Source organism: Streptomyces sp. MGP-BFMKR1, assembly GCF_057766585.1.
This window is the reverse complement of the sequence record NZ_CM173408.1, coordinates 1,951,716-1,964,054: the sequence shown is the minus strand read 5'-3', so window position 1 is coordinate 1,964,054 and position 12,339 is coordinate 1,951,716. Positions and strand designations below refer to the sequence as shown.

Genomic DNA, 12,339 nt, shown 5'->3' with positions numbered 1-12,339 from the left:
TTTTATCGTCAGGCAGACGACTATGATCCCCTCATGCCCTACGACCCGTCGGCCTTTCCGCCCTTCGCCGTCACTGTCGATCTGGTCGTGCTCACCGTGCGACAGCACGCGCTCTGCGCACTCGTCGTCCGCCGTGGCGAGCAGCCGCACCAGGGGCGTTGGGCCCTACCAGGTGGGTTCGTGCGCGGAGATGAGGACCTGTCAGCCGCCGCCGCGCGCGAGCTCACCGAGGAAACCGGCCTCCTCGCTCACGACCCGACACACCCCGCGCCGCCGAACGCCGCGCATCTGGAGCAGTTGGCCACCTACGGTGACCCGAAACGCGACCCTCGGATGCGTGTGGTCAGCGTGGCGCACCTGGCGCTCGCTCCCGACCTCCCGGCTCCTCGGGCGGGCGGCGACGCGCACAGCGCGCGCTGGGCTCCCGTCGAGTCGTTGCTCAAACAGGAGGACGCGTTCGGGCGCGAGACCGGGCATGGCGAGCCGCTCGCCTTCGACCACGCTCGGATTCTCGCGGACGGCGTGGAGCGAGCGCGTTCGAAGATCGAGTACTCCTCGCTCGCCACCGCGTTCTGCCCGCGCGAGTTCACCGTCGGCGAGCTGCGCCGCGTGTACGAGGCGGTGTGGGGTGTGGCGCTCGACCCGCGGAACTTTCACCGCAAGGTCACCGGTACGCCTGGGTTTCTCGTACCCACCGGGGGCACGACGACGCGCCAGGGTGGTCGGCCCGCGCAACTGTTCAGGGCCGGCGGTGCGACCCTCCTGAACCCGCCGATGTTGCGTCCCGAGGTGTGACACTACGGCGTTGCAAAGGCTGCGTATGCGGAGAAGATAGGACAGATGGGGTTACGGTGCTGCGATAGCCCATATCCCACGTGCCGCAGTGCGGTCTCATGCCTCGCGAGAGAAGCCATGATCCAGGCCATCGGGCTGACCAGTGCCCCCCGCCGCAACCAGCCGCCCGTCGTCGATGACCTCACCTTCGAAGCGCGTCCAGGACTCGTCACCGTCCTGTTCGGGGCGCCAGGTGCCGGGAAGAGCACCGCGCTGCGTCTGTTGTTGCAACTGGAGTCCGGGCGCGGTCTCGCACTCTTCCGTGGCCGCCCCCTGCACCGGGTGCCGCACCCCGCGCGCGAGGTCGGAGTGGTGCTCGGCGATGTTCCGGGCCACCCCGCGCGGACCGCGCGGCGGCACCTCGGGATGCTCACGGCGGCCGCCGGGGTGCCGGTCGGGCGCGCGGACGAGGTGCTGGAGCTGGTGGGCTTGAGCAGCCTTGCCGAGCAGCGGCTGGGCGACTACTCGCGTGGCATGGACCGCCGCCTTGGCCTGGCGTCCGCACTGCTCGGGGACCCGCACGCGCTGGTTCTCGACGAGCCCGTGCGTGACCTGTCGCCCCGCGAGACCGCCTGGCTACAGGGCCTGCTGCGTGGCTACGCGGACCAGGGCGGCGCGGTGCTCGTCACCACGAGCGAACCCCGGGGCCTGGATCGCTTCGCCGACCGGGTGATCAGCATCGAGGGCGGGCGACTGGCCGCTGATCAGAGCGCCGCCGACTTCGCTCGTACCCGGTTGCGGCCACGCGTCGTGGTGCGCTCGCCGTTCGCCGACCGCCTTGCCGCCCTGTTGGCACAGGAGGCGCGTGCCACCGGGGAGCGGATCGAGGTGGTGCCCGAGGGGAGTGGTCGCATCGCCGTGTACGGCAGCAGTTGCGCGGCCGTAGGCGAGCTCGCCTACCGCAACGGCATCCTCGTGCACCGCCTCGCGGACGAGTTCGGGGTTCCGAGCCTGACCACACCGGTGAGTCGGGACACCGACCGTCGTCAGGCCCCGGCTCCGGCGCCGGAACACGTCACGCTTCTGACTCGTGCTGGCGATTCACCCGAGCACGGCACCGCCCCGGTCGAGGCGCTCCCCGAGGTCGCGCGGCTCGGTGTCGCGGACGAGCCGGCGTGCGCCGCGCAGCCCGACGGCCTCGTCGTGGCCGGTAGCGGCTCGTGGGTGGGGTTCGGCGGCGCCGGGGGAGCGGTCGGCCGCGCCGGCGCGCCCTGGCCCACGCCGGCGGACGAACCGACCTCCCAAGGGCGCGGGGTGCCGGCCTCGCGGGCCTTGGCGCTCACCCGGTTCCCCCCGCCGGGGCCGGCCTGGCCAGTGCGCTACGAGCTACGTCGCGCGTTCGGCGTGAGCACTGCCTGGTACGTCGCTGCCGCGACGCTCGTCGCCTCGCTCCTCACCGGTGTGCTGCTTGCCCGTACGGGGGACGCGGCGGCGGCCCGACTGTTCACCGGGTGGCCGAGGTCGCTCCCCCTGCCGCCCGTGGCCGTGGGCGCCGGGCTGCTCGGCGCGCTCGCCTTCGGGCAGGAGTACCGCTACCCCGCCCTGGCCCCGACACAGGGCGCCGTTCCGCGACGGCTGGCCCTCCTCGGCGCGAAGTCGCTGGTCTGGTCGGGCGGCGCGGTGCTGCTCGCGACCACCGCGGCGCTGGCCAACGGGGTGGCGCTGTGGGTCCTGTACGGCCCGGACGTGGCCAGACCGCCAGCGGACTGGCCCGCACTGCTGGGCGGCTGGTGCCTGCTGGCGGTCGGCTGCGCGTGGGTGGGACTACTGGCCGCGGCGGTGCTCCGCTCCACGCTGCTGGGGCTCGGAGCGGCCCTGACCGTGCCGCTGCTCGCGCTGACATTCCTGCGACGGGCGGTGGACGAGCCGTCCGCGAGGTCGTTGGCCGGCATGTCGGACCGGGTGCGCGCGGCGACGTTGGTCGAATGGCCGTCCCTGCCGGACCGGGGCCTGGACCTGGCCGCGCGACTGGCCAGCGAACCCGTGGCGCACGTGATGGCGCTCTCGATCTCCGTACTGTTGTGCGCTTATGTGCTCACGGCGCTCCGTGGCCGTCCGCGCCCCGTCCGCGCCATGCGCTGGCAGCGCGCGAAATGAGCACCGGCGGTCGATCTCGGTCGCGCAGGGGCCCGACCAGGGCGTACGCGGACGCACTCATGGGCGCGTGAACTGTGCGCAACTCCCCACAGCCCGCTCACTTCTGTCCGATTGGACGTCAATTATGAGGTAATGGGCGATCACCCTTTCGTGTGCTTTTCACCAAAGACCTTAAGGGCCTTCGGGGCGTCGCCGACAAAGGATGCGTGAGTACCCTTGCGCACACCACCACGACCGCGGCTCGCCCCGCCGACTCCGGCCTCGCAGGCTCGGGCGAGCTTGACCGCTACCCCTACGCCGAGGCCCCCGGCGCCGAACGTGTCGCCCTCCCCGCCTGGGACGCGGACGCAGAGCTGGGCCGAGTGGGCAGGCGCTCCACCGGCAACCGTGGCCGCGGCCTGCACGGCCAACTCGTCCAGCAGCTAGGACAGATGATCGTTTCCGGCGACCTGGGGGCCGACAGGCCACTTGTCCCGGAGGAGATCGGCCAGCGCTTCGAGGTCTCGCGCACGGTCGTGCGCGAATCCCTGCGAGTGCTGGAGGCCAAGGGCCTGGTCAGCGCCCGGCCCAACGTCGGCACCCGGGTCCGCCCGGTCAGCGACTGGAACCTGCTCGACCCCGACATCATCGAGTGGCGGGCGTTCGGGCCGCAGCGCGATGACCAGCGACGAGAGCTGTGCCAGTTGCGCTGGACCATCGAGCCGCTCGCCGCCCGGCTCGCCGCGGGCAACGGCCGTGAGGAAGGTAAGGAGCGGCTCGCCGAGGTCGTCGAGATCATGAGCCACGCGCTGGGGCAGGGTGACGCCCTGACCTACTCGCGGGCGGACGCCGAGTTCCACGCGGTGCTGCTCCAGGTCGCGGGCAATCGCATGCTGGAGCACCTGGCCGGCATCGTCGGCGCCGCGCTTCAGGTCTCTGGCGGCCCGGTCACCGGCTGTGACCGTTCCACCGAGGCGAGTGTGGGGCAGCACCGTCGGATCGTCGACGCGGTGAGCTCCGGCGACGGGGCCGGCGCGGAGGCCGCGATGGCTCAACTGCTCATGGTCCACCCCGAGGTCGATCGAGTGGTGCCCGCGCCGCGTGAGCACTGACCGCACCCTTTGGCGGGGGCGCTGACCCCCGTTGCCCGGTTGCGGTGACGTCGCCGAACCCTGTCCGGCTGGCCGGGACAGACTGTGGGTTCGGCGACGCGGCGGCCTCTGTCCGCTTACATGATGTTTTGGATCGCTATGTGGTGTGACTCGGGCCACGGTGATTGGGCGTAACGCTCTTTGAGGCAGCGCGATGACTAAAGAGGTGGCAGCCGAGGAGGAATACGGGCGTCGTTCGCGGCGCTGTTGTCCTCTGCGCCTCCACCTGCGCCGTCGGTTCATCCTTGCCGGCGGTCGTCGGCTCCGGTCTACGGACGGGGCCGGAAGCCGTTTCCATCGTTCCGAGAGGTTGTTCGTGTCGGCCAGCACATCCCGTACGCTCCCGTCGGAGATCGCCGAGTCCGAGTCTGTCATGGCGCTCATCGAGCGGGGAAAGGCTGAGGGGCAGATCGCCGGCGACGATGTGCGTCGGGCCTTCGAGGCTGACCAGATTCCGCCAACCCAGTGGAAGAATGTTCTGCGCAGCCTCAACCAGGTCCTCGACGAGGAGGGTGTGACGCTGATGGTCAGTGCCGCAGAGGCGCCGAAGCGCACCCGCAAGAGCGTCGCAGCGAAGAGCCCAGCCAAGCGCACCGCCACCAAGACCGTCGCGGCCAAGACGGTCGCCGCCAAGAAGACCACTGCCGCCGCGACCGCCTCGACGGCCACGGCCGACGACCGGGTGGGCGACGAGGCCGAGGCAGCGCCCGCGAAGAAGGCCGCGGCGAAGAAGGCCGCGACCAAGAAGGCGGTGGCGAAGAAGGCGCCCGCCAAGAAGGCCGCCACGAAGAAGACGGCGTCCAAGAAGGACGCCGACGAACTCCTCGACGGCGACGAGCCTATGGAGGAGCCGCAGGCCGCGGGCAAGGCCGAGGGTGGCGAGGGGGAGCCCGAGAACCAGGGCTTCGTCCTCTCCGACGACGACGAGGACGACGCGCCGGCCCAGCAGGTCGCCGCGGCCGGCGCCACCGCCGACCCCGTCAAGGACTACCTCAAGCAGATCGGCAAGGTCCCCCTCCTCAATGCCGAGCAGGAGGTCGAGCTCGCCAAGCGGATCGAGGCGGGCCTGTTCGCCGAGGACAAGCTGGCCAACTCGGACAAGCTTGCCCCCAAGCTCAAGCGTGAGCTGGAGATCATCGCGGAGGACGGCCGCCGCGCCAAGAACCACCTCCTGGAGGCCAACCTCCGTCTGGTGGTCTCGCTGGCCAAGCGGTACACCGGCCGCGGAATGCTCTTCCTGGACCTCATCCAGGAGGGCAACCTCGGCCTGATTCGCGCGGTCGAGAAGTTCGACTACACGAAGGGCTACAAGTTCTCCACGTACGCCACGTGGTGGATTCGTCAGGCCATCACGCGCGCCATGGCCGACCAGGCCCGCACCATCCGCATCCCGGTGCACATGGTCGAGGTCATCAACAAGCTCGCCCGCGTCCAGCGACAGATGCTCCAGGACCTGGGCCGCGAGCCCACCCCGGAGGAGCTGGCCAAGGAACTCGACATGACCCCGGAGAAGGTCATCGAGGTCCAGAAGTACGGCCGCGAGCCGATCTCTCTGCACACCCCGCTCGGTGAGGACGGCGACAGCGAGTTCGGTGACCTGATCGAGGACTCCGAAGCGGTCGTGCCCGCCGACGCGGTCAGCTTCACGCTGCTGCAGGAGCAGTTGCACTCCGTTCTCGACACGCTCAGCGAGCGAGAGGCCGGCGTGGTCTCCATGCGCTTCGGCCTCACGGACGGCCAGCCGAAGACGCTGGACGAGATCGGCAAGGTCTACGGGGTGACGCGTGAGCGCATCCGCCAGATCGAGTCGAAGACCATGTCGAAGCTGCGTCACCCGTCTCGCTCCCAGGTGCTGCGCGACTACCTGGACTGATCGGCGGCCGTACGCTGCGCGTTTGCGGGCCGGGTCCTCCTCGGGAGGGCCCGGCCCGCTCGCTGTCCAGATGCGGGGCGCGCCCGTCTGGGTGACGCTGAGCGCACAGCTCACTCCGCTTGGTCAGGAGGCCCGCCATGCGTACCCCGCTCTCTTCGCTGTCCACTTCTCTGCTCGCGGCGCTCGTGACGGTCCCGGCCCTGCCGGGGTCAGCGGCTGCGGACGGGGTCGTCATCGGGGGCCAGCCGGTGCAGGCCGCGGACGCGCCGTGGGTCGTCGCGCTGGGCAGCCGCGACCGGTTCGGTGAGGCGCGCTCCGGCCAGTTCTGCGGTGGGGTGCTCGTCTCCCGGACCACGGTGATCACGGCGGCTCACTGCATGAGTCGCGAGGTGCTGGGCGTGGACCGGGGCGCGGTCGGTGACCTGCGGGCCATCGTGGGCCGTGGTGACCTGGGGAGCGGCCTGGGCGAGGAGGTCCCGCTGCGACGCGTGTGGGTCAATCCGGACTTCGATCCGGCGACGAACGCGGGGGACGTGGCCGTGCTCACGCTCGAACGGGAGCAGCCCGCGGAACGGGTGATCCCCATGGCTAAAGAGGGCGACGCCGCCTACCGGCCGGGCACGACCGCGAAGGTGTACGGCTGGGGCGACACCACGGGTACGGGCAACTACTCCGCGCAGCTCATGGCATCCGAGGTGAAGATGCTCGATGACAAGCGCTGCGAGGAGGCGTACCCGGGAACCAGCGAGGGCACCTTCGTGGCGCGGTCGATGGTGTGCGCCGGCGACCCGGGCGGCGGGCGGGACGCCTGTCAGGGGGACAGCGGCGGCCCGCTCGTGGCGCGGGGGCGGTTGGTGGGGCTGGTCTCCTGGGGGAGCGGATGCGCCCAGCCAGGCAGCCCGGGGGTCTATACGCGGATCTCGGCCGTGGCTCCGCTGGTGGAGCGACACGGGTAGTCGCGGGCCGCGGAGATACCGAGGGAGAGACGAGGAGGGCGGTCCCCCCGCGCTGCGGGGGCGACCGCCCGTCGCCGGCCAGGCCGGTCCTCGCTCGTCGTGGATGCGATGTGTCAGCGTTCCTCAGTGGACGCGGACGCCGGGGCAGCGGTCAGCCGCTCGGTCTCGTCCTGTATTTCCGCGGCGATCTTCTTGAGTTCTGGCTCAAACTTGCGCCCGTGGTGGGCGCAGAAGAGCAGTTCGCCACCGCTTGTCAGCACGACGCGCAGATATGCCTGGGCGCCGCAACGATCGCAGCGGTCAGCGGCCGTCAGCGGGCTCGCGGGGGTCAGAACAGTAGTCACGTCGCCTCTTCTCTAGCTCGACGAGCTGTCGTACCAGGGTCAACATCCAACCAGGCCGAAAACGTTCCCGTTCGTGGCTTTCCCTTGAAATTTCTTTCCGAGTCGGCTGGATGGTGCCGGTTGGCGGCGAATGAGCCGTATTTCGCTGGCTTACGGTTTCACGTCGCTTGTCGGTCTTGTCCCGCCGGCTGGGTTGCCGGGTTGTTCATCAGGACGTGCCCGGAGCCTAAATGGTTCATGCCTCGTTGGGAACGTGATGTACGCGTCACCCCATCGAGGGATCGAACGTACGAGCGACTCTCGATTAGCATGGGCGTTCTCACGGGTGGCGGCACAAAGGCTCTACCAGGCATCTGTACGCTTCTGACGGCGCCCAGCCCACCCCTGAGCCCGGCCGAGGGCCAGTCGAAATTCAGCGAGGAGCGAACCGCGTGACCGCCGAGATGTCTGTGCCGTCCACTGCGCTGCTGACCGGAGCAGATCGGGGCGGCTCCAACTACACCGCGCGGCACCTGCTCGTCCTTGAGGGACTGGAAGCGGTGCGCAAGCGCCCGGGTATGTACATCGGTTCCACGGACAGCCGCGGCCTGATGCACTGCCTCTGGGAGATCATCGACAACTCCGTGGACGAGGCTCTGGGCGGGTACTGCGACCGCATCGAGGTCATCCTGCACGAGGACGGCTCGGTGGAGGTCAGGGACAACGGGCGGGGCATCCCCGTCGACGTCGAGCCCAAGACCGGCCTGTCGGGCGTCGAGGTCGTGATGACCAAGCTGCACGCGGGTGGCAAGTTCGGCGGCGGCTCGTACGCGGCCTCGGGCGGCCTGCACGGCGTCGGCGCCTCGGTGGTCAACGCCCTCTCCGCGCGGCTGGACGTCGAGGTGGACCGCGGGGGAGCCACGCACTCCATCAGCTTCCGCCGCGGCGTGCCGGGGATCTTCACCGAGTCCGGCCCGGACGCGCCCTTCGACCCGGCGAACGGCCTGCTCAAGGGCAAGCGCGTGCCGAAGAACCGGACCGGGACCCGGGTCCGGTACTGGGCGGACCGGCAGATCTTCCTCAAGGACGCGAAGCTCTCCCTGGACACGCTGCACGCCAGGGCGCGGCAGACGGCCTTCCTGGTGCCGGGGCTGACGTTGACCGTCCGGGACGAGCGGGGCGTCGAGGAGGACAAGCCGGTCGAGGAGACCTTCCGCTACGACGGCGGGATCAGCGAGTTCTGCGAGTACCTGGCGCAGGACAAGGCCGTCTGCGACACCCTGCGGCTGACCGGACAGGGCAGCTTCAAGGAGACCGTCCCCGTCCTCGACGACCGGGGACACATGACGCCCACCGAGGTCACCCGCGACCTGGGCGTGGACATCGCGCTGCGGTGGGGCACCGGCTACGACGCCACCGTGAAGTCGTTCGTCAACATCATCGCCACGCCCAAGGGCGGCACCCACGTCTCCGGTTTCGAGCGCTCGATCACCAAGACCGTCAACGAGGCGTTGCGCGCGGCCAAGGTGCTGCGCGTCTCCGAGGACGACGTGGTCAAGGACGACGCGATGGAGGGGCTCACCGCGGTCGTCACGGTCCGGCTCGCCGAGCCCCAGTTCGAGGGGCAGACCAAGGAGGTCCTCGGCACGTCGGCGGCCTCCCGGGTGGTGGCCAACGTGGTCGCCAAGGAACTGAAGGCGTTCCTGGGCTCCTCCAAGCGGGACGTCAAGCAGCAGGCCAGGGCGGTGCTGGACAAGATCGTCGCCGCGGCGCGGACCCGCATCGCCGCTCGGCAGCACAAGGACGCGCAGCGCCGCAAGACCGCCCTCGAGTCGTCCTCGCTGCCGGCCAAGCTGGCCGACTGCCGCAGCGACGCGGTCGACCGCAGCGAACTGTTCATCGTCGAGGGTGACTCGGCGCTCGGCACCGCCAAGCTCGCCCGGAACTCCGAGTTCCAGGCGCTGCTGCCGATCCGTGGCAAGATCCTCAACGTCCAGAAGTCGTCCATCACGGACATGCTGAAGAACGCCGAGTGCGGGGCGATCATCCAGGTCATAGGGGCGGGGTCGGGCCGCACCTTCGACATCGACCAGGCCCGGTACGGCAAGGTCATCTTCCTGGCCGACGCCGATGTGGACGGGGCGCACATCCGCTGCCTGCTGCTGACGCTCTTCCAGCGCTACATGCGGCCCATGGTCGAGCAGGGGCGGGTCTTCTCCGCCGTGCCGCCGCTGCACCGGGTCGAGCTGATCCAGCCCAAGAAGGGCCAGGACAAGTACCTGTACACGTACTCGGACGACGAGCTGCGCCAGACGCTGCTGGAGTTGGAGCGCAAGAAGGTCCGCTACAAGGACAGCATCCAGCGCTACAAGGGCCTGGGCGAGATGGACGCCGACCAGCTCGCCGAGACGACGATGGACCCGCGCCACCGCACCCTGCGCCGGATCAACATCAGCGACCTGGAGGCGGCCGAGCGGGCCTTCGACCTGCTGATGGGCAACGAGGTGGCGCCGCGCAAGGAGTTCATCACCAGTTCGGCGGCGACGCTCGACCGGTCGCGGATCGACGCCTAGCCGGTAGGCGCCCGGAGGGAGGGGCGCGCGAGGCCGGGGGCTCGGCGCGTGCCCGAGGGGGTCGGCGGTCGCGGGTGCCCGCGCGCCGGCCCGCGAGGGCCGTGGTGGCGCTCTATGGCCGTCCAGGGCGTCGGCGGGACCGCGTCGGGGGCCTTACGCGGTGGACGGCCCCGGAGGGCCTGGTGGGGCGGCTCAGCGCCGGCCGGGGGGCGTACGGGGTGTGTGGTCGGGTTGCCTGGACGGCCGGAGCCCGGTTGGGGGAGTGGCGGGGAGCTGGGGTTGGTCAGGGGGCGCGCCAGAGGTAGCGGTGTTCGGGGCGGCCGGTTTCGCCGTAGCGCAGGCTCAGGCGTACGCGGCCGGCGCGCTCGAGGAGCTTCAGATAGCGCTGGGCCGTCTGTCTGCTGAGCTGCGAGCGGTCGGCGACCTCCTGGGCGGACAGCGGGCCGTCGGCGCCGCGCAGGACCTGGCGTACGAGGTCCGCGGTCAGCGGGGAGTGGCCCTTGGGCAGCGCCGGGGGGCCGGCCGACGCGCCGCCGAGGGCGCCGAAGATGCGGTCGACCTGGTCCTGGCCGGCCTCCTCGTCGGTGGCCAGCGCGCGGCGCAGCGCGGCGTAGCCGTCGAGCTTGGCGCGCAGCCCGGCGAAGGTGAAGGGTTTCACGAGGTACTGCAGGGCGCCGTGGCGCATGGCGGCCTGGACGGTGGCGATGTCGCGCGCGGCCGTCACCATGATCACGTCGGTGTGGTGGCCGAGTTGGCGCAGTCGGGCCACGAGGGCGAGGCCGGTCTCGTCCGGCAGGTAGTGGTCCAGCAGCACCAGGTCCACGTGGGTGCGCTCAAGGCAGGCCAGGGCCTCGGCGGCCGTGTGGGCGCGCCCGACGACGGTGAAGCCCGGGGTCCTCGTGACGTACGCGGCGTTAATGTCGGCCACCCGGACGTCGTCGTCCACGACCAGTACGTCGATCATCGAGGCTCCTCGGTGAGTGCATCCGGCAGGATGATGGTGAACTCGGCGCCGCCGGCGGCCGGTGCGTTCACGCGCGCGCTGCCGCCCTGGCGCTCGGCGAGCCGGCGCACGAGAGCCAGCCCGATGCCGCGCTTGCCGTGGGCCGGTGGCGTCTTGGTGGACCAGCCTTCGGTGAAGACCAGTTCGCGCTGGTCGGCGGGGACGCCGGGGCCGGAGTCGGTGACGCGGACCAGGACCGTGCCGCCCTCCGCGCACAGCTCGATCTCCACCCAGGGGTCCACCGCGCCGGGTGCCGCGTCGAGCGCGTTGTCGACCAGGTTGCCCACGATGGTGACCAGCCCCGGCGGGTCCACCACCCGGTCCGGCAGCCAGGTGTCCGGGGAGACGCGCAGCGAGACGCCGCGCTCGGTGGCGACGGTGGCCTTGCCGACCAGCAGGGCGGCGAGCAGCGCGTCGTGGACGCGCTCGGTGACCTGTTCGGCCGTGGCCCGGTGCACGCCGACGGCCTCGGTGATGAACTCGGCCGCCTCCTCGTGCAGCCCGAGTTCCAGCAGCCCGAGGAGGGTGTGGAGCCGGTTGGCGTGCTCGTGGTCCTGGGCGCGCAGGGCGTCGATCAGGCCGCGGGTGCCGTCCAGTTCGCGGCCGAGCCGTTCGAGTTCGGTGCGGTCGCGGAGGGTGGCGACGGCGCCGCCGTCGTCGGTGGGCATGCGGTTGGCGACGAGCACCCGCCCGTTGCTGACGGTGAGCAGGTCGGCGCCGGTGACCCGACCGGCGAGGACGTCCGTCGTGCGGCCGAGCGGAAGCACCTCGTCCAGCGGCCGTCCGGTGTCGCTCGGGCTGAGGTCGAGCAGGCGTTGCGCCTCGTCGTTCACCAGCCGAATCCGGCCGTTCTTGTCGAGGGCGAGCACGCCCTCGCGGATGCCGTGCAGCATGGCCTCGCGCTCGGCCAACAGCGCGGAGATGTCCGAGAACGCGAGGTCGTGGGTGCGGCGCTGGAGCCGGCGGGCCACCAGGTAGGCGGCGATGGCGCCCACCGCGAGGGCGCCGCCCGCGTACGCCAGCAGCCCGGGCACGGCCGAAAGGAGTCGGTCCCGGACGTTCTCGTACGCGATGCCGACGGAGACGGCGCCGACGATGCGGCCGTGCTCGTCGCGCAGCGGGACCTTGCCGCGGGCGGAGCGGCCGAGCGTGCCGTGGTCGATCTCCATCAGCTCGCGCCCGGCGAGCACCTCGCTGGGGTCGGTGGAGACCCGCTTGCCGATCTCGCCCGGCGAGGTGTGGGACCAGCGCACCCCCCGACGGTCCATGATCACGACGTACTCGGCTCCGGTGGAGCGCCGGATCGCCTCCGCCTCGGCCTGCACCGGCCCGCGCGCCGACGGGCGTCCCGTCCGCAGCTCGTCGTCGAGGTGGGGGCGGGTGGCGGTGGTCTGCGCGATGGCCAGCGCCCGGCGCATGGCCTGGTCGTCCAGTTGCGAGCTGAGCGGTGCGAGGAAGAGGCCGGTGGCCAGGGCCGTGACGCCGGTGGCGATGGCCAACTGCATGAGCAGCACCTGTGAGAAGACGCGCCGGGGCCACCCGATCCGCAT

9 protein-coding genes are annotated in these 12,339 nt (G+C 71.1%); 6 read left to right on the top strand and 3 right to left on the bottom strand.

Going from position 1 to position 12,339, the window contains the following annotated elements; all coding sequences use genetic code 11:
- Positions 1 to 33 precede the first annotated feature (33 nt).
- From AC3CHW_RS07265 to AC3CHW_RS07245, 5 genes are all read left to right on the top strand, one after another.
- The gene (locus AC3CHW_RS07265) at positions 34 to 795 is read left to right on the top strand and encodes an NUDIX hydrolase (RefSeq protein ID WP_176164499.1); all 762 of its coding nucleotides are present in this window, start codon (positions 34 to 36) and stop codon (positions 793 to 795) included.
- Positions 796 to 912: 117 nt separating this feature from the next.
- Complete coding sequence (locus AC3CHW_RS07260; RefSeq protein ID WP_488469947.1) at positions 913 to 2,931, top strand: ATP-binding cassette domain-containing protein; 2,019 nt, start codon at positions 913 to 915, stop codon at positions 2,929 to 2,931.
- A 152-nt stretch (positions 2,932 to 3,083) separates the two neighbouring features.
- Entirely contained in the window at positions 3,084 to 4,022 is a 939-nt protein-coding gene (locus tag AC3CHW_RS07255) for a FadR/GntR family transcriptional regulator (protein ID WP_269785623.1), read from the top strand.
- Between the two features lie 355 nt (positions 4,023 to 4,377).
- Positions 4,378 to 5,934 (top strand): RNA polymerase sigma factor, encoded by a 1,557-nt coding sequence (locus tag AC3CHW_RS07250; RefSeq protein ID WP_488469946.1) that lies wholly within the window; start codon positions 4,378 to 4,380, stop codon positions 5,932 to 5,934.
- A 137-nt stretch (positions 5,935 to 6,071) separates the two neighbouring features.
- On the top strand, positions 6,072 to 6,890 hold the full coding sequence (locus AC3CHW_RS07245) for a serine protease (RefSeq protein WP_488469945.1): 819 nt from the start codon (positions 6,072 to 6,074) through the stop codon (positions 6,888 to 6,890).
- 113 nt (positions 6,891 to 7,003) lie between these two features.
- Here AC3CHW_RS07245 and AC3CHW_RS07240 read toward each other — a convergent pair whose 3' ends face one another.
- Positions 7,004 to 7,234 (bottom strand): DUF7455 domain-containing protein, encoded by a 231-nt coding sequence (locus AC3CHW_RS07240; protein WP_176164504.1) that lies wholly within the window; start codon positions 7,232 to 7,234, stop codon positions 7,004 to 7,006.
- A gap of 431 nt (positions 7,235 to 7,665) precedes the next feature.
- Here AC3CHW_RS07240 and AC3CHW_RS07235 point away from each other — a divergent pair, with 431 nt between their 5' ends.
- Positions 7,666 to 9,786: a DNA gyrase/topoisomerase IV subunit B gene (locus AC3CHW_RS07235; protein WP_176164505.1), complete on the top strand. Its 2,121-nt coding sequence runs from the start codon at positions 7,666 to 7,668 to the stop codon at positions 9,784 to 9,786.
- Between the two features lie 283 nt (positions 9,787 to 10,069).
- On the opposite strand, the gene AC3CHW_RS07230 is transcribed toward AC3CHW_RS07235, so the two are convergent.
- Both AC3CHW_RS07230 and AC3CHW_RS07225 read right to left on the bottom strand, forming a co-directional pair.
- Complete coding sequence (locus AC3CHW_RS07230; RefSeq protein WP_398611839.1) at positions 10,070 to 10,750, bottom strand: response regulator; 681 nt, start codon at positions 10,748 to 10,750, stop codon at positions 10,070 to 10,072.
- Complete coding sequence (locus AC3CHW_RS07225; RefSeq protein WP_488469944.1) at positions 10,747 to 12,339, bottom strand: ATP-binding protein; 1,593 nt, start codon at positions 12,337 to 12,339, stop codon at positions 10,747 to 10,749. The genes AC3CHW_RS07230 and AC3CHW_RS07225 overlap by 4 nt, the downstream gene beginning before the upstream one ends.

Bases quoted from the DNA above. Each gene is read 5' to 3' on its own strand.
- AC3CHW_RS07265 (WP_176164499.1), top strand. From the start codon at position 34: ATGCCCTACGACCCGTCGGCCTTTCCGCCCTTCGCCGTCACTGTCGAT.
- AC3CHW_RS07260 (WP_488469947.1), top strand. From the start codon at position 913: ATGATCCAGGCCATCGGGCTGACCAGTGCCCCCCGCCGCAACCAGCCG.
- AC3CHW_RS07245 (WP_488469945.1), top strand. From the start codon at position 6,072: ATGCGTACCCCGCTCTCTTCGCTGTCCACTTCTCTGCTCGCGGCGCTC.
- AC3CHW_RS07230 (WP_398611839.1), bottom strand. From the start codon at position 10,750: ATGATCGACGTACTGGTCGTGGACGACGACGTCCGGGTGGCCGACATT.
- AC3CHW_RS07225 (WP_488469944.1), bottom strand. From the start codon at position 12,339: ATGCGGATCGGGTGGCCCCGGCGCGTCTTCTCACAGGTGCTGCTCATG.